The organism is Serratia sp. Je.1.23.a, assembly GCF_051129805.1.
GTDB classification, from domain to species: Bacteria; Pseudomonadota; Gammaproteobacteria; order Enterobacterales; family Enterobacteriaceae; genus Serratia; species Serratia liquefaciens.
Genome location: NZ_JBCPSR010000001.1, coordinates 263,692 through 281,270, shown reverse-complemented (window position 1 = coordinate 281,270; position 17,579 = coordinate 263,692). Strand labels below are relative to the sequence as shown.

The 17,579-nt window shown below is 56.5% G+C and carries 16 protein-coding genes and 1 other annotated feature; of the genes, 2 read left to right on the top strand and 14 right to left on the bottom strand.

Features of this window, described 5'->3' with window-relative positions; genetic code table 11:
- Positions 1-31 precede the first annotated feature (31 nt).
- The 11 genes from hemH to AAZT04_RS01330 form a co-directional block, all read right to left on the bottom strand.
- The gene (gene hemH / locus AAZT04_RS01380) at positions 32-994 is read right to left on the bottom strand and encodes a ferrochelatase (RefSeq protein WP_020825540.1); all 963 of its coding nucleotides are present in this window, start codon (positions 992-994) and stop codon (positions 32-34) included.
- Positions 995-1,140: 146 nt separating this feature from the next.
- Positions 1,141-2,289 carry a glycerate kinase gene (locus AAZT04_RS01375; RefSeq protein WP_434678760.1) on the bottom strand — a complete coding sequence of 383 codons (1,149 nt, stop codon included), beginning with the start codon at positions 2,287-2,289 and terminating at the stop codon, positions 1,141-1,143.
- A 9-nt stretch (positions 2,290-2,298) separates the two neighbouring features.
- Positions 2,299-3,564: a GntP family permease gene (locus tag AAZT04_RS01370; RefSeq protein WP_197820159.1), complete on the bottom strand. Its 1,266-nt coding sequence runs from the start codon at positions 3,562-3,564 to the stop codon at positions 2,299-2,301.
- Between the two features lie 118 nt (positions 3,565-3,682).
- On the bottom strand, positions 3,683-4,816 hold the full coding sequence (locus AAZT04_RS01365) for a sugar diacid recognition domain-containing protein (RefSeq protein WP_234528990.1): 1,134 nt from the start codon (positions 4,814-4,816) through the stop codon (positions 3,683-3,685).
- A 166-nt stretch (positions 4,817-4,982) separates the two neighbouring features.
- Entirely contained in the window at positions 4,983-5,627 is a 645-nt protein-coding gene (gene adk, locus AAZT04_RS01360) for an adenylate kinase (RefSeq protein ID WP_020825536.1), read from the bottom strand.
- Positions 5,628-5,830: 203 nt separating this feature from the next.
- Positions 5,831-7,696 carry a molecular chaperone HtpG gene (gene htpG / locus AAZT04_RS01355; RefSeq protein WP_020825535.1) on the bottom strand — a complete coding sequence of 622 codons (1,866 nt, stop codon included), beginning with the start codon at positions 7,694-7,696 and terminating at the stop codon, positions 5,831-5,833.
- A 143-nt stretch (positions 7,697-7,839) separates the two neighbouring features.
- Entirely contained in the window at positions 7,840-8,445 is a 606-nt protein-coding gene (gene recR / locus AAZT04_RS01350) for a recombination mediator RecR (protein ID WP_129941065.1), read from the bottom strand.
- Positions 8,445-8,774 (bottom strand): YbaB/EbfC family nucleoid-associated protein, encoded by a 330-nt coding sequence (locus AAZT04_RS01345; RefSeq protein ID WP_020825533.1) that lies wholly within the window; start codon positions 8,772-8,774, stop codon positions 8,445-8,447. The genes recR and AAZT04_RS01345 overlap by 1 nt, the downstream gene beginning before the upstream one ends.
- Before the next feature lie 41 nt (positions 8,775-8,815).
- Positions 8,816-10,768, bottom strand: a complete 1,953-nt coding sequence (dnaX, locus tag AAZT04_RS01340; protein WP_046374335.1) for a DNA polymerase III subunit gamma/tau — start codon at positions 10,766-10,768, stop codon at positions 8,816-8,818.
- Positions 9,419-9,483 (bottom strand) — a sequence feature (DnaX frameshifting element). (Overlaps the previous gene by 65 nt.)
- A gap of 83 nt (positions 10,769-10,851) precedes the next feature.
- Positions 10,852-11,403 carry an adenine phosphoribosyltransferase gene (gene apt / locus AAZT04_RS01335; RefSeq protein ID WP_020825531.1) on the bottom strand — a complete coding sequence of 184 codons (552 nt, stop codon included), beginning with the start codon at positions 11,401-11,403 and terminating at the stop codon, positions 10,852-10,854.
- Between the two features lie 192 nt (positions 11,404-11,595).
- Entirely contained in the window at positions 11,596-11,976 is a 381-nt protein-coding gene (locus AAZT04_RS01330) for a DUF454 family protein (RefSeq protein ID WP_020825530.1), read from the bottom strand.
- A 149-nt stretch (positions 11,977-12,125) separates the two neighbouring features.
- Between AAZT04_RS01330 and priC the strand changes: the two genes are divergently transcribed.
- Together priC and rsmS are read left to right on the top strand one after the other, a co-directional pair.
- Positions 12,126-12,662, top strand: a complete 537-nt coding sequence (gene priC, locus AAZT04_RS01325) for a primosomal replication protein PriC (protein WP_020825529.1) — start codon at positions 12,126-12,128, stop codon at positions 12,660-12,662.
- Positions 12,663-12,763: 101 nt separating this feature from the next.
- The gene (gene rsmS, locus AAZT04_RS01320) at positions 12,764-12,943 is read left to right on the top strand and encodes a pleiotropic regulatory protein RsmS (protein ID WP_020825528.1); all 180 of its coding nucleotides are present in this window, start codon (positions 12,764-12,766) and stop codon (positions 12,941-12,943) included.
- A 37-nt stretch (positions 12,944-12,980) separates the two neighbouring features.
- Here the strand turns inward: rsmS and mscK are convergent, their stop codons facing one another.
- The 3 genes from mscK to acrR form a co-directional block, all read right to left on the bottom strand.
- On the bottom strand, positions 12,981-16,376 hold the full coding sequence (mscK, locus tag AAZT04_RS01315) for a mechanosensitive channel MscK (RefSeq protein ID WP_020825527.1): 3,396 nt from the start codon (positions 16,374-16,376) through the stop codon (positions 12,981-12,983).
- A 100-nt stretch (positions 16,377-16,476) separates the two neighbouring features.
- The gene (locus AAZT04_RS01310) at positions 16,477-16,830 is read right to left on the bottom strand and encodes a DsrE/DsrF/TusD sulfur relay family protein (protein ID WP_116691053.1); all 354 of its coding nucleotides are present in this window, start codon (positions 16,828-16,830) and stop codon (positions 16,477-16,479) included.
- A gap of 10 nt (positions 16,831-16,840) precedes the next feature.
- On the bottom strand, positions 16,841-17,530 hold the full coding sequence (gene acrR / locus AAZT04_RS01305) for a multidrug efflux transporter transcriptional repressor AcrR (protein WP_197820158.1): 690 nt from the start codon (positions 17,528-17,530) through the stop codon (positions 16,841-16,843).
- Positions 17,531-17,579: the final 49 nt, after the last annotated feature.

Sequence of the window (17,579 nt, the reverse complement as noted above, 5' to 3'; positions counted from 1 at the left end):
TGATGACTGTCACTATTTTGCGCTCTGGGGATCAGAGGTGCTGCGCCACCAGTTGCTGCATCATATCAATGTGCGCCGGTTCGTCGTTCAGCGCAGAAATGTACTCAAACTTCTCGCCGCCCGCCTCGAGGAAGATTTCGCGGTTTTGCTCTTTGATTTCTTCCAGCGTTTCCAGACAGTCCGCCGAAAAACCTGGGCAGATAAGCTGAATATGTTTAACGCCTTGTGCAGGCAGGCCCTTGAGGGTTTCATCGGTATACGGCGTCAACCAGGGTTCACGGCCAAAACGCGACTGGTAGGTCATCATGACCCGATCCGGCGCCAGCGGCAAAGTGTCAGTCAAGGCACGTAACGTGTCTTCGCAGCGCTGCGGATAATCGTCGCCGAGGCGTGCATAGCGCTTGGGAATGCCGTGGAATGACAGCACCAGCCGGTCCGGTTGGCCATGCTCGGCAAACGAACGCTCCACGCTTTGACGCAATGCGGCGATGTAGGCCGGGTGTTCGGCATAGTCGCGGATAAAGCTGATCGACGGCAGGCGGCGATAGCCTTTCAATATGCGCGCCACGCCGTCCCACACGGCTGCACTGGTTGAACAGGAGTATTGCGGGTACAACGGCAGTACTACCAGATTGGTCACGCCCTGTGCCAACAGCTTGTCTATCGCTTCGCCCAGGCTCGGTGAACCGTAGCTCATGCCCAATTCAACCGGCGTGTTCGGCATACGTGCGGCCAATGCGCGCTGCTGACGGCGGCTGTAGACCAGCAGTGGTGAGCCTTCGTCCATCCATACCGACTTATACAGCTTGGCAACGCGCGGCGAACGGATCGGCAGGATCGCACCGTTGAGGATCGGCCACCAGATCAATGGGGCTGTATCCACTACGCGGTCGTCACTGAGGAATTCCTTCAGATAGCGTTTTACCGCCGACGAGGTCGGAGCATCCGGCGTGCCCAGGTTCACCAGCAATACTCCGTGTTTCTCTTGCTTCATCTCAGTTCCCCTTGATTCCTTGCAAGCTAACCCCCTGTTCTGGGTCAGGGGGTTAACGTCGATTAATGGCGCCTATTGTAACGGAAAAGCGCCTCGTCGGAACCGATATCAGCAACAGGCGTTGCCCATGATAAAGGGGAATGATATTAACTCTGCGCCAGTCGCCAGACCGCCGCCACATTACGCGCCGTCACCTCCAGGTTATCGGCCGCTTCCGCCAACGCTTCCTCCAGAGAGACAACGCGATCGAGCACCGAAAAAGCGGCGTCAATGCCGTGCTGGTGCACCACCTGATAATCTTTCGACAGGCTGCCGGCAATGCCGATCACCGGCAAACCAAAGCGTTTAGCCACCCGCGCCACGCCAATCGGCGTTTTGCCGTGGATAGACTGACTGTCCAGTCGCCCTTCGCCGGTGATCACCAGGTCGGCATCGCGCAACGCCTCTTCCAATTGAAGGGTTTCGATCACGATCTCAATGCCGGGGCGCAATCGGGCGTTTAGCATGCCAAGCAATGCCGCACCCATTCCCCCTGCCGCTCCTGCACCGGGCGCGTTGATAACCTCACGACCGGTAGCCTGTTCCAGCAATGTGCCGTAATGGCGCAGCGCCGCATCCAACTGCGTGACCATTTCCGGCGTGGCTCCCTTCTGCGGGCCAAACACCGCGGAGGCTCCGTTAGCACCACACAAAGGATTATCCACGTCGCAGGCCGCCGTGATGCACACCTGCTGCAGACGCGGATCCACCCCGGAAAGATCGATATAGGCCAACTGCGCCAGCGCGGCCCCTCCAGGCGGCAAAGCCTGTCGATTATCGTCCAGCAGTCTGGCCCCAAGCGCCTGCATCATGCCGGCCCCGCCGTCATTGGTGGCGCTGCCGCCAATGCCAAGAATAATCGTCTTAACGCCGCGATCCAACGCAGCCTTGATCAGCTCACCGGTGCCATAACTGGTGGTCATGCGCGGATCTCGCTGCGCTTTGGGAGCCAGATGCAACCCGGAAGCCGCCGCCATCTCGATAACGGCAGTTTCTCCCTCTCCCAGCAAACCATAGAAGGCCTGTACCGGCTGGCCCAACGGCCCAGTGACCGCGACCGTGACGATTTCCCCGCCCGTAGCTGCCACCATCGAATCCACCGTGCCTTCGCCGCCGTCCGCCATGGGTAGCTTCACATACTGTACCTGCGGGAAGATCTGGCGGAAGCCGCGTTCGATGGCTTCCGCCACCTCCAACGCACTCAGGCTTTCTTTAAACGAATCCGGCGCAATCACCACTTTTTTCAGCGTTTTCATTACTCTTCCTTATCCCGCCAGATTAAATACGCCAAACATCAACGCTGAGACGGCCGCGATGGTAAAACCGACCAGTGTTTCATAAGGCAGTAGCTTCAACCGTTGATGCACGGCCATATTGACGCTGCCGCCGGTGGCATGGAAGAAGCTGCCGTGCGGCAGGTGATCCAGCACCGTCGCGCCGGCATGGATCATAGCCGCCCCCGCCAGCCCGCTGACGCCCAGCTCCAGCAGAGTGCTGCTGAAGACCCCGGATGCCACGGCGGTACCGGCGGTTGTCGAAGCGGTGGCCATCGACATTAATGCCCCGGAGAGTGGGGCCAGCAGCCAGGCCGGCATGCCGGTGCTGGTCAACCCGCTGATGAGCACGTCCTTCAGCGAAGAGTTGGCGATAATGCCTGCCAGCGTACCGGTGCCAAGCAGCATAATCGCCACCGGCGCCATACGGGACAGGCCGGAAACCATAAACTGGTTGCACTGGCGGATGCGGCCCATCAGCAATGCGCCCACCAGACCGCCCAGCGGCAGCGCTATCAGCGGATCGATGGCAATACCGGCGATCGGCCGCAGCGACAGCAGAACAATGGCAACCAAGGGTGCGCTGATCGCCGCCGCAAAGCCCGGACGAATGCCTTCGGCTTGCTGCGTCAGCTCTTCCGCCATCACCTTATCGCCCTTATCACTCAAACGGCGGGCCAGCAGATAGGCCACGATTAATCCGCACAATCCTGGCACGATACCGGCCATCATCACCGAGGTCAGCGGCACGTTGAAGTTGTCGGCTGCGGCAATGGTGTTGGGGTTTGGTGACATCACGTTACCGGCCTTGCCGCCGCCGATCATCGCCAGCAGGATCGCCGCACGCGAGATCCCGGCCTTCTGAGCGATGGAAAGGGCAATAGGCGCCACGGTGATCACCGCAACGTCGATAAATACGCCCACTGCCGTCAGGATCAGTGTAGCTACCGCAAGCGCTAACAGCGCACGGGTTTCCCCGACTTTGCGGACGATGGTTTCAGCGATGGTGTGCGCCGCGCCGGACTCGATCAACACCCCGGCCAGCACCCCCGCCGCCAAAATGCGCATCACGGCATTGGTAATGCCCTGCGCACCGGTGATCATCAGCGTCACGGTCTGCACCAGATCGGCGCCGCCGCATAATCCGCCCGCCAGCGCACCGGCAATCATGCCGTAGGCAGGCGGGACCTTGCGTAAAATCAGAACGATAGCGACGACCAATGCCACCAGCGCCCCAAGCGTGGATACCGTTGTCATTATTGTTTTCCCCGTTGTTGGTGTGGGGAAAACATATCCTGAGCGCCGGACATTGGCGTGAGAGAAAGCCACAAAAACATGCGCGCGCACACAGCGGAAAGTTGTGGTTTTACACAACTCAGCCGTGCATCAGCATGCCGATATACAGCTGCAAGGCGTCCGTTAACTGATTGATTTTTAATTCAGTAATGGCTTCAATACGCTGCAGGCGATAGCGCAAGGTATTGACGTGAATATGAAGCTCGGCGGCGGTCTGCGTCTGATCACAATTCCGCGAAAAATAGTGCCTCAGCGTGCTGCGTAATACCCCTTTTTCATCCTGTTCGCCCAAAACCTGCCAGGGGCGGGAAAGCTCTTGAGCCCGCCAGTCTTCACCCAGATCGCACAGCAGTGACGGTAGCGGATAATCTTGGTAAAACAGCGTCTTGTGCCGTAACTTCAAGCGTTTCGCCATCGCCTGGGTGGCGCGAGCCGTCAGGCTTGAACGGTGCAACCCCGCTTCGCCGCTAAAGAAACCACCGACAATCAACCGCAGGTTGAAACGCGACTGAAGCTGGCTCTGCAACTGCTGCGCCTGTTTGCGCTCCTGCTTCACATTCCACTCCCCCTGCACCAGACTGGCAGGACGCAGCAGGATCATTTCGTTGAACCCGGTGATGGCGATCAGCGCTTCGCGCTGAGTCTGCTCCAGCTCCGTCAGCAATTCACGCAGCAGGTGCGGCTGTGTGTCCTGTAATTCGGCGATCCAGACAATCCGTGGCTGTTGCAGATCTAACCCCAGGTAGGCAGCCATAGCCTCCAGCGAGCCTGATGCCGGCTGCGGTTGCAGCAACTGATTGGCCAGTTCCTCGCGGTAGCGTTTTTCCCACTGATGTTGATCCAGCAACGCCGCCTGCTCCACCATCATTTCGGCCGCCATTTTCACCAGTTCGGCATAAGCACGTACCTGCCCGGGTTCACCGGAAATACCGATCACCCCTACCTGTTGGCTGTGAAAACTGAAGGGCAAATTGATGCCGGGCCGCACTCCCTTGAGGTGCGCGGCAGTCACCGCATCGATTTCCACCACCCGGTTTTCGGTCAGCGCCAGAACAGCGCCTTCATGACGCTGAAACAGGCGTGAGGGGTTGCCGGAAGCGATGATGACGCCGTTGCTGTCCATCACATTGACAGAATGGCTGATGATGCTCATCGCCCGCTGCACGATCTGGCGCGCGGTGGATTCTGCCAGCAAATGGGTTGGTCTGAGCATGCGGATTGTCCCCGGGGATTAAGATGGGGGAGTTATACGCCATTTCTCTCGGTGGATTAAAGGGCACAGGCGCAACAAGCCACGGCGATCACAATTCGGCGGGTAAATAATAAAAAAAACGCCAGGCGGATGAGGCCTGGCGCTATGCACAGCAATGAAAAACCGATTAGCCGAGGATGTTCGCCAGTTCGGCGCTCACTTCGGTCACTTTGCGGGTGCCGTCGATTTTACGGTATTGGGTGTTACCTGCAGCAGCTTCTTTGCTGTAGTAGGAAATCAGCGGTGCAGTCATCTGATGGTATTCCACCAGACGTTTACGTACGGTTTCTTCCTGATCGTCTTTACGAGTTGTCAGTTCTTCACCGGTCGCGTCGTCTTTACCTTCCACCTTCGGTGGATTGAATTTAATGTGGTACACGCGGCCAGAAGGGGCATGTACGCGACGACCAACGATGCGATCGATAATCAGCTCGTCCGGTACGTCAAATTCCAGCACGTAATCCACATTGATGCCGGCTTCTTTCATCGCGTCAGCCTGTGGAATGGTGCGCGGGAAACCGTCCAGCAGAAAACCTTTACGGCAATCTTCCTGGGTGATGCGTTCTTTAACCAGTGCAATGACCAACTCATCGGTCACCAGCTTGCCGGCGTCCATGATTTCTTTCGCCTGCTTGCCCAATTCACTGCCGGCCTTCACGGCTGCGCGCAACATATCACCCGTGGAGATTTGCGGAATACCGTATTTCTCCATGATGAATTGAGCCTGAGTACCTTTACCAGCGCCCGGAGCGCCCAGCAGAATGATACGCATTGCGTAAATCCCCTTGCTATGTAGTTTTTATAAAATTGCGAAAACGCTCAACCATACCATTTCAGGGGGGGCTGGCTCAAGGTACGCGAGGAAATCGATTGCGGCGCCAAAGGGAGGAAACAGAGAATAAAGCGCGGAAAATCGGCAGGAAAAACAAAAAAATACGCCCAAAATTCGCGGATTTTGGGCGTATATACTCGGAATTATGCGGACAACAGTTTATTCATACGACGGATAAACTGATTTGGATCCTCCAGGGTGCCGCGTTCAGCCAGCAGTGCCTGATCCAATAACAGATCAATCCATTCGGCGAATTGTTCGTTATCGCCCACATCGGATGCGCGTTTGACCAACGCATGCTCCGGATTCAGTTCGAAAATGTACTTCACCGCCGGCGCTTCCTGGCCCGCAGCGGCAAACAGCTTCGCCATCTGGGTGCTCATTTCGTCGGCATCGGTGATAACGATAGCCGGCGTGTCGGTCAGACGGTGCGTCAGACGCACGTCCTTCACGCGATCGCCCAGCAGGGTTTTCACACGGTCAACAAAGGGCTCCAGCTGCTTCTCGGCGGCCTTCTGCTCTTCGGTTTCGTCTGCCAGCTTGTCCAACGCGTCATCTGCCTTGCTGACGGATTGGAACGGCTTGCCGTCGAACTCGGTCAGGTAGCTCATCATCCATTCGTCGATGCGGTCAGAAAGCAGCAGCACTTCGATGCCTTTCTTGCGGAACAGTTCCAGGTGCGGGCTGCTCTTGGCGGCGGCATAGCTGTCGGCGGTGATGTAATAAATCTTCTCCTGCCCTTCTGCCATGCGGCCCACGTACTCTTCCAGCGAGACGGTTTGCGCCGAGCTGTCATTGTGGGTGGAAGCAAAGCGCAGCAGCTTGGCAATGGCTTCTTTGTTGCCACCATCTTCCGCCGGGCCCTCTTTCAACACCAGACCAAACTGCTGCCAGAACTTCTGGTAGCCTTCCGCATCGTCTTTAGCCAGTTTCTCCAGCATCTGCAACACACGCTTGGTCAGCGCACCGCGCAGGTTCTGGGTCACACGGCTGTCTTGCAGGATCTCACGCGAAACGTTCAGCGGCAGATCGTTGGAATCTATCAGGCCACGCACGAAACGCAGGTAGTTCGGCATGAACTGTTCAGCGTCGTCCATGATGAACACGCGCTGCACGTACAGCTTCAGCCCGTGCTTGTGATCGCGGTTCCACATGTCCCATGGCGCCTGGGCAGGAATGTACAGCAGGCTGGTGTATTCCTGCTTGCCTTCCACCCGGTTGTGGCTCCAGCTCAGCGGATCGGTAAAGTCGTGCGCGATGTGCTTATAGAACTCTTTGTATTCTTCGTCGGTCACGTCAGCCTTGCTGCGGGTCCACAGGGCTTGCGCCTTGTTGATTTTTTCCCAGGTGACGGTACCGTCTTCTTCGTTTTTGCTTTCAATCTCAACCGGCAGTGCAATGTGGTCGGAGTATTTGCCGATCACGGAACGCAGACGCCAGGCATCGAGATACTCATCTTCGCCTTCGCGCAGATGCAGGGTAATTTCGGTACCGCGATCTTCTTTGCTGATATCGGCAATGGTGTAATCGCCTTCGCCGACAGATTCCCAGAACACGCCTTGATCGGCCGGAGCGCCCGCGGCACGAGTGCGCACGGTGACTTTATCCGCCACGATGAACGCGGAGTAGAAACCCACGCCGAACTGACCAATCAGCTGGCTGTCTTTGGCCTGATCGGAACCGATGGATTCCAGGAAGGCTTTGGTACCTGACTTGGCGATGGTACCCAGGTTTTCAATCACTTCCTCACGGCTCATGCCAATACCGTTGTCGGCAATGGTCAACGTGCGCTGTTCTTTATCGAAGGAAAGGCGCACACGCAGCTCGCCGTCACCTTCATACAGCTCAGGCGTCGACAGTGCGCGGAAACGCAGCTTGTCGGCGGCATCCGAGGCGTTGGAGATCAGCTCGCGCAGGAAAATTTCTTTATTGGAGTACAGCGAATGAATCATCAAATGAAGCAGTTGTTTTACTTCAGACTGGAAACCACGGGTTTCTTGACCTTTCATACTCATTGATTACCTCAAAGACAATAGCTACCAAAAGCGAACAATGAGGATTAAGTGGGGACAAGGGCGTTGTTTTTCAAGCGGCTGGCGGGAAATTTTTGCAGATAGCTGACGGGGCCAAATAGCCCCATCAGAGGAAAACATCAAAACTTGATAACGTGACGACCGGCCAATGAATGCGACAACGTGGTGCCGTCGACCATTTCCAGTTCACCGCCCACCGGCACGCCGTGGGCTATGCGGCTGGCGACCACGCCATACTGGCCGCACATCTCGGCGATATAGTTGGCGGTTGCCTCACCTTCCACCGTCGGGTTGGTGGCCAGGATCACTTCGGTGATGTTTTCTTTTTCCAGCCGTTGCTCCAGCCGATCCAGACCGATATCACCGGGCCCAATGCCGTCCATCGGCGACAGATGGCCCATCAGCACAAAGTAACGTCCGGCAAACTGGCCGGTCTGCTCGATGGCGTGAATATCCGCCGGACTTTCCACCACGCAGATCTGACCGTTTTGCTGACGGCGCGGATTGGCGCAGATGGTGCAAACGTCCTGCTCGGTGAACGTACGGCAATCGGCACAGTGGCCAATCTCTGACATGGCGCGGGTCAGCGCCTGCGCCAGACGCATCCCACCGCTGCGATCGCGCTGCAACAGCTGGAACGCCATACGCTGCGCCGACTTCGGGCCAACGCCCGGCAGGCAGCGCAACGCCTCCATCAGTGTTTCAAGGAGCGGGCTGGTCTGCATTAGAACGGCATCTTAAAGCCAGGTGGCAGTTGCATGCCGCTGGATACAGACGCCATCTTCTCTTTCTGGGTTTCGTCGATACGGCGCGCAGCATCGTTAATCGCAGCGGCGATCAGATCTTCCAGCATGTCTTTGTCGTCTTCCATCAGACTCTGATCGATCTCCACTCGACGGCAGTTGTGCGCACCGTTGATGGTGACTTTCACCAGACCGGCGCCAGATTCGCCAGTCACTTCCAATTTGGCGACTTCTTCCTGCATCTGCTGCATTTTTTCTTGCATTTGCTGGGCTTGCTTCATCAGGTTGCCCAGACCGCCTTTACCAAACATAGTCGTCTCTCGTCGCTAGGGCCGCGCACTTTACGCGGCGTTTAAATGGGGCGAATACTCTCTTCATCCAGGTCTGCGTCGAAGAACCGGCGCAGCGTTTGGATATTGGTATCCGCAACGATCGACTGGCGCGCCTGCGCCAGTTTTTCTTCATAAATGGCTTGGCGCCACTCCAGCGGAGTCCGCTCCGCCGGATTATCGTCTTCCACCACGGTCAGTTCAACCGGACTGCCGTACAGCTCGGTGAGTGCATCGGTCAACACCTTCTGCGCCGAAGGCGAGTTCAGATGGCGCTGCGACGACCGCAGATGGAGACAAATTTTACCTGGTTCCAGCACTTCTTTAACCGCGTTCAACGCCAGTTGCTGCACCAGTTTTGGAATTTTCAGCTTATCGATTTCTGCCGCCCAGGCATCGCGTTCCAGCGACTCCACCACCAGCTTGGCTGACAGTTCGGGCGTTTTTTCATGCTCAAGAGCCGTGCGCAGCGCTTTTGGCGTCGCCAGCGGTTCCGGCTCGGCCTCTGGCTCGGTCTGTGCACGCCAGCGATAAGCTTCCGGCTTGGCCGGTTTTTGCTGAACAAGTTTTTCCGCCTGGCGCTGCTGGCTGCGCTCAGTCACGGAAGCCAACCGCTCCAGTGCTGAGTTTGCCGGCCGCGCTTTTCCTGGCGCCGCCGGTTCACTCTTTTTTGGTGTGGATGCTCCCTGCCGCAACAGCTGGGTGCGCGCCTTTAATAATTGCGCGGTGGCATCCGGTAAATTAGCCTGCTGATTATTCTGTGGCGCAACCTGGCCTAACGGCGGTGGCGCGTCCTGAAACTGTGGTGGTTGAGCCACCTGCTGAGCCTGCGGTTGCGCCATCTGCGCCGGTGCGGTTTGCACCATCGCCACCGGCTCAGGGATCACCGCTTTCGGGTGAAATGCCAGCGCACGCAGCAGGGTCATCTCAACCCCCATACGGCGATCCGGGGCAAAGGCCAGCTCTTTACGGCCGACCAGCAGGGTTTGGTAATAAAGCTGTACGTCCGTCGGCGGCAAAGTACGCGCCAGCTCACGCAGCCGCTGTTCAATGGCGGCGTAATGATTGTCCAGTACCGATGGCAACAGTTGTACCATCGCAATCCGATGCAGCAAGGCCAGCGTTTCGATCAGCAGGTTTTCCCAGTCAACACCGCGTGAAGCGGCTTGCGCGACCTGCGCCATCACCTTTTCGCCATCTGCGCTGACCAAAGCCTCGAGGATTGCCAGCGGCTGTTCGTCGTCCAACGTACCGAGCATTTGGCTGACGGTGGTGGTGGTCACCTGCCCTTGCCCCATCGCGATAGCCTGGTCGGTAAGGCTCAACGCGTCACGCATACTGCCGTCGGCAGCACGTGCTATCAGCTGCAGCGCGCGCTGGTCGCTGGTGATTTGTTCTGCCTGCAGAACCGTTTCCAACTGGTTGCGGATCTGCTCGACATCCAGAGCCTTAAGATGGAATTGCAGGCAGCGCGACAGGATAGTGACCGGCAACTTTTGCGGATCGGTCGTCGCCAGCAGGAATTTGACGTGAGAAGGCGGCTCTTCCAGCGTTTTCAACAGCGCATTGAAGCTGTGACGCGAGAGCATGTGCACTTCGTCAATCAGGTAAACCTTGAAGCGGCCGCGGGCGGGTGCGTACTGGACGTTATCCAGCAGATCGCGGGTATCTTCCACCTTGGTTCTGGACGCGGCGTCGATCTCGATCAGATCAACAAAGCGCCCCTGCTCAATCTCGCGGCAGTTGTCGCATTGACCGCACGGCGTGGCGGTGATGCCGGTTTCACAGTTCAGGCCTTTGGCCAGCAAGCGCGCAATGGTGGTTTTACCCACGCCGCGCGTGCCCGAGAACAGATAGGCGTGATGAATCCGCCCCAGCGAGAGGCCGTTAGCCAGCGCAGTCAGGACATGTTCCTGTCCGACAACATCTGCAAACGTTTGAGGGCGCCACTTACGGGCAAGAACCTGATAGCTCATTAATACCGGAAAAGTCGAGTAATCTGGAGGGTCATGCTAACACAGCCCCGCGGCGATCCGCGAGGCCGTTGTGGTAATGCAGATCAGTGGCCGGCGAAGTTGACCAGGCAGTAGCATTCAATACCCAAAGAGTTCAAACGCGCTTCACCGCCGAGATCCGGCAGGTTGATAATGAAAGCGGCGTCTTTAACCTCACCGCCCAGACGGCGGATCAGTTTTGCGGTGGCTTCGATGGTGCCACCGGTTGCCAGCAGATCGTCCACCACCAGCACTTTATCACCGGCACTGATGGCATCGGTGTGTATTTCCAGTTGGTCAGTACCGTATTCCAGCTCATAGCTTTCGCTGAGCGTCGCGCGCGGCAGCTTGCCCGGTTTACGCACCGGAACAAAACCTACGCCCAGCGCCAATGCGACCGGTGCGCCAAACAGGAAACCACGCGCTTCGGTGCCAACCACTTTGGTCACGCCCGCTTCGCGAAAGCGCTCAACCAGCAATTCGATGCTGGCGGCATAAGCCAGCGGGTTTTCCAGCAGGCTGGTGACATCACGGAACAGTATGCCCGGCTTAGGGTAATCCGGAATGGTTTTGATACTGTCTTTAATAAACTGAAGCTGCTGTGCAGTAGCGGTCATAATTATTGCCTGATAAAACTGCCTGATGACTTGCGCGCCGATCGTCTGGAACCCGATCCCGGCATAAACAGGGAATGGGAGGCCACCCGCGCACGAAAACGCCCAAATCTATGCAAACTGACGGACAAATGCAACTCTCCCCTGCATCTTTCAAAACGCAGCCTGAAAGCTATTGGATATCATAAGCCACAATCAGCGCTGTTTTTGTTGCGATAAGTCAACAACCGGCAAGCGCAACATGAAGGTCAGCAAAATAGCCAGCATCAGCAACAGCACTCCACGCACCCACCAGATTTTCACTAACCACAACGAAAGTGCGAATGTCAGCACAATCACCACCACCGCCTTCCATTTAGCCCCTGGCGGTAAGGCGCGATGCTGCTGCCAATGGCGCAGATAAGGCCCGAACCAGGAGCGGTACAAAAGCCAACTGTGGAAGCGTGGTGACGAACGGGCGAAGCACCAGGCGGCCAACAGCAGAAACGGCGTCGTCGGCAGCAGTGGTAATACCACGCCCAACGTCGCCAACACCACCGCTAACCAACCGAGGATAATCAATAACCAACGCGTCATGCGAGCCCTTGTCCATCAACCTGTCTGGCGTTACTTTATCACCGCCTTCCCCCGTGCCACCAGCCGCAACGGGCGGAATTATGCACGGCGCTTGTTTCACGACGCGATCGCGGGCAAGCTGAGCCCACTATCCCCACAATGGAGCCGACGTGAGCACCCAGCGTCTTTTAGAAGCGTTAGAACAACAAATCAAGGTATTGGCCAGCGAGATCACGCCCCGCGGCGACGCGCCTATCCCTCAGGCACGCTTCGATACTGCGCTGTTTTCTAACCGCGGTACACGGCTGCGCGATTATCTGGCCGAAGTGCAAAAGAACTTCGCCCAGTTGCAGACGGCGGCCAACGACAATCGCACCACTCAGGTGGCCTTTCTGGCTGAAAAGTTGCTGGCACAGCTCACCGCCCTGCAACGCGAGCTGGCAACCCAGACGCTGCGCCGTAAGAATCAGCCCAAAGAGGTGGCAGCGGTCGATCTGTATCACAAGCTGGCCGAACATCAGGATTATGAACGTCGGATCATTGCAATGATTCAGGATAGGGAAAGCCTGCTGGGAAGGCAGACGACGCTGGCGGCACAGCAAAAGCTTCAACATGAGCTGGCTGCGTTAGAAGGCCGACTGACGCGTTGCCGTCAAGCGCTGACGCGCATTGAGCGCAGTATTGAACGTAAAGAAAACGGTTTTTGAAGATTTATCACAATATTTTAATGATTATTCCCCCCAATCGGGCTTGTTCACTATACTCAGCCGAACGAAGTATCATTCATCTCAATTAAAACGTGGGTTTTATGTCTCTAGAAAATGCCTCACCAGAATTGCAACTGGCGGTAGATCTGATTTACCTGCTGGAATGCAATGAGATCGATCCCGCCACCGCGCTGGCGGCGCTGGATATTGTCAAACGGGACTACCAGGAAAAGCTGCAGCGCAACGGCGTTACCTCCCCATATCTGCCTGTCGGGCAGTGAAAAGGGTTCAGCCTGCGCTGAACCCAGGATCCTCGTTCTACTCCCCTACCGATGAGCCGTCCTTATCCGACGATAGCGTCCGTTTTACTTCCTGCACCTCGTTGCCCTGCTGATTGTGCAAATAGACCTCGAGTTGGTTGAAAGCAATGTTGATGTCGTTTTCGCGACACAGGCGTTCGATAGAGCGATTCAGTTCGTCAACGGTATAGCTGCGGTCGCGTAGCTCACGCACGTAAAGGCGCAGTTCATGATCCAGCGTGCTGGCACCGAAATTCAGGAAGAACACCTGCGGCTCCGGATCGCTCATCACGCGTGGGTTATCATGCGCCGCCTTGAGCAGCACCGCTTTCACCTTATCCAAATCGGAGCCGTAGGCCACCCCTACCTTGATTAAAACGCGGGTGATGGTGTCTGACAGCGACCAGTTGATCAGCCGTTCGGTCACAAATGCCTTATTCGGAATGATCACCTCTTTGCGGTCAAAGTCAGTGATGGTGGTAGCGCGAATGCGGATTTTGCTGACCGAACCAGAGAAAGTGCCAATAGTAATGGTATCGCCAATACGAATCGGCCGTTCGAACAGAATGATCAGGCCGGACACAAAGTTAGCGAAAATCTCCTGCAGCCCGAACCCCAACCCGACGGTCAAACCGGCGGCCAACCACTGCAATTTATCCCAGGAGACACCCAGCGACCCCAGCGCGGTTACTGCACCCACAGTGGTAATCAGGTAGGTGAGTATGGTGGTGACGGCGTAAGACGTCCCCTGCCGCAGCTGCAGCCGCGACAGCACCACCACTTCCAGCAGACCGGGCAGGTTGCGTGTCATCACGTAAGCGACAATCACCGCCGCTATCGCCACCATCATGTTGCCCAGCGTCACCGCCTGCGCCACGCTGCTGCCAGCGACAGTGGTGGTGTAATGCCACAGCGTAATGCTGTCCAGGTACGAAATGACCGTCACCAAATCTGACCAAATGCCATACAGGGCGCTGGCGAAGATAATAAACAGCACCATGGTGGTCAGACGCAGCGACTGCTGGTTGATCTGATCGAGCGCCAAAGGCGGCTCCTCAACCGGTTCAACCCCTTCAGCCCCCTCTTTCTCCTTCGCCAGGCTCTGACGGCGAGCTATCGCGCGGCGATAAGCCAGACGGCGCGCCGCGACGCTCAGCCCGCGAATGGCGGTCAGATAGACGATATTCCACAGGAAGAACAGATACAGGCTGTCGATCCAGCGGCCGGCTAACCGCAACGTGGTATAGAAATAGCCGGCGAACATCAGCCCCAACAGGATCAGCGGCGTAGCGGCAATGGCGGTGACAATGATCAGCCTTACCGCGTGCGAGCCCTTTTCACGCCAGCTGTCGCGGCACAACGGAAACACCAGCACCGCCAGCAGTGCCAAGGTCAACATCACCACCACCTGACCGATAACGTCTTCCACCAGCCGCAGTGGCGCTTTCTCGCCCAGCACCGACCAGAAGATCAGCGGTAGCAGCGCCAGTCCGAGGCGTACCGTCTGACGACGATAATGCGCACAAAGCTCAGAGGCGAAGTTGAAATGCCGTTCGCAGATGCCGCCAGGTGCCAGCGTGCGGTAGGTAAAGCCGAATATCAGCCAGAACAGCGCCAACTGTTGCGACAACGCCCAGAGAAAGTCACTGAGACCGATTTCTGCACGGTAACACCAGAACCCCACTCCCAACAGCAATGCCGAACCGGGCAGAACCTTCAGCAGAGTCAACACAATGGCCCTGGGGGTGTGCATCTGGCTATCACGCTTTAACTGCCCCACGTCATTGGCCAGTTTCTGCAAATGGGTGTCTATCAGCTTGTAACGCCAGCGCAACAGGCCGATCAGCAACAGCAGCGGGATCAGCATGACCAGTGAATTCAGTCCGCCCTGCAATATTTTGCCGAAGTCGACTTTGAAATCGAGCGCAGCCAGTTGATCTCTAACCGCCCCTGGCAAAGCTTTCAGCCACGCAAGATCGACCGGTTTGTTGCTGTTTACCCAGAAAATCTGCTGAGTCAGGGTATCGCGCAGCGAACTGTTAACGCTGGTTAACTGCTGTTGGTTGATCTGCAGGCTGATCGATTGTGCCAACTGATTACTGAGCTGTTTGTTTAACTGATCCAACAGCTCACGGCGCATATCGACGATTTCATTCAGAGCATCCAGCACGTCGGCGCTGGCTTTTTCTTTGCTGTCGGCGACCAGTTTGTTGATGTAATCGTCACCCTTGAACAGGTCGTCGCGCTGCTGGTTGATATCAAACTGTTCCAGGCGCAGATCGGCAATACGCGTGCCCATATCCGCCACCAACGTGCCCTGCGGCAGGCTTTGTTGCTGCTGATACAGAATGCGCGACAGCACCAGACTGCCTTTCAGCACCTGGATCTGCTCTTTGAGATTACGCTCCGCCTGCAGGCCGCGATCCAGCCAGTTCTTCACCCGAATATTCTGCTGGAACAGTACGTTGCTCTCTTCCGTGGCGGCAATCAGCCGCTGGCTGAGCTGGCGGTTAACGTCCAGCTCTTTGCTGACCAACTGGTCGTGCTGGATATCCGTAGCGTCTTCCGGATTCTGCGCCTCTTTGGCGGTTTTTTCCGACAGCGTCAGGCGCTTGCTGTTGACCACTTCTTGCAACAGTTGCACGTTGTGGTCGAGCGCATCGATATGCCCGGTCGTATAATCGCGCTGCTTCTGCAGCAAATCTTGCAGGGTAGTGTTGGCTTCCAGACTTTTGCGTTGCAGATCTATCTGCGCGTTGAGTAGCGTTTGCTCGGTGGCCAGCATCACCAGTTGGCTGTCACGCAACGAGTTTTGTCCCGGCGTCTGATCGTTGATCTGGTTACGAATTTCCTGCAGCCGCTGAGACGCGGTATACATGCTGCTCTGCACCCGTTCCGGTTGAGTCTGTAGCGAAACCAGCTGGCTGTTATAGGTGGACAGGTTTTCCTGCGCCGTCTGTAGGTCATCGAGCGTCTGGTAAAGCCGGGTTTCCAATTGGCGCAGGGAAAGCTGCAGCAGTTCGGCCCGGGCGGCCGCACTGTCGACCGGCGTTTTGAGCGCCGCCAGATCGTCGGTGACCTGGCGCAATTTGCCCGGTGCCAGCTGCAGCTGTTGCTTAAGCTGCGCGCCATCCTGCCTGGTGCGATCGATGGCATCCAGCAGTTCTAGGGTTCGGGTAAGGTCTTGCTGCGTGAGTTTATTGACCGGCGTCAGCGTCTTTTGCTTATTCAGCGCATCAAGCTGGCTTTGTATTTCACTGCGTGACGGCACATCGCCATTGAGTGCCGCATAGGCTGCAGGTTGGCAAACCGCACAGAAAGCGATCAACAAAAACAGGGCGAAGGCGCGGGAGAACTCCACACCGAACAACGACACGAGCGGCAGAAAAAGGCGTTTGGCTAACCTGCGATGCATGATTTGGCTTCGAATCAATAAAGAAGCCTAAAGATTATCACGATCGCAGAGAGCCAAAGAATAAGAAAAGCGTTGCGGGTGATGTACAAATGTCGCGGGCTTAGAAGGTCAATACTTTCTCCGCCGCCAACGTCCACTGTGCCAGTTCCACCAGCGTTCCGATTTCCACCCCGTCTGCCAGCGGCAGCCGACTGACTCCGCGCGCATCGGCACAGGTTTTACACAATTTCACCGGCACCTGCTGTGCGGTAAGAATTTCCAGCATTTGCTGCAGGTGATAGCCTTCATGCGGCTGCTGCCCGGCAATGCCCGCGACCACCGCATCGGACATCAAAAACAGTTTCAGGTTGAGATCGGTCTGCTGCTCTTTCAGCGCAATCGCCAGACGCAGCGCGTTAAACAGCGATTCGTGACCATAAGCGGCGCCATTGGCGATCAAGACAACGGATGACATGGTATTTCTCCTATAAATGATGATGTTCTGCACTCAACGGCTGTGCCACCAGCTCCCCCTCCTCCGGTTTTATTCGCAAGGTGGGGCTGAATTGGGCCATTTCGATAAATGAGTCGATCAACACCGCCGCCTCGGCTTTCAGATCAAAACTTTCCGGCATAAAAAGCCAGTTTTCCATCAGGCCGGTAATGTAGGCGCGCAGAATGATAGAAGCGCGGCGGGTATGTAAATCAGCCGGCAGTTGGCCGTGGCGCATACTGTTGCGCAGCACGGACTCAATACGGTCGTAACCTTCCAGATAGAGGACTTTACGGGCATCTTGCAACGGGAGCATCTCACCGACAAATTCACACTTATGGAAAACGATCTCCATCAGGGCACGCCTGCGTGCGTCATCTACCGTAGCCGTCAGAATATAAATTAGAATTTCGCGTAAAATACGCAGTGGATTCTCAGGGTACTTTGCCTGATACTCTAGTTCGAGATCGCCTATTTTCGACTCTGATAACTCCCAAACTTCGTTAAACAGGTCTACCTTATTCTTGAAGTGCCAGTAAATTGCGCCACGCGTCACCCCAGCAGCGGTGGCTATATCGGTGAGGGACGTTGCAGAAACGCCACGTTCAGAGAATTCTCGCACCGCAGCGTCAAGAATGTGCTGTCGAGTTTCTTGCGCTTGCTGTTTGGTTTTTCGTGCCATGGCGTTGTTTTTTCGGGGAAGTGAGATTTACATACATTCGTGTATGTAT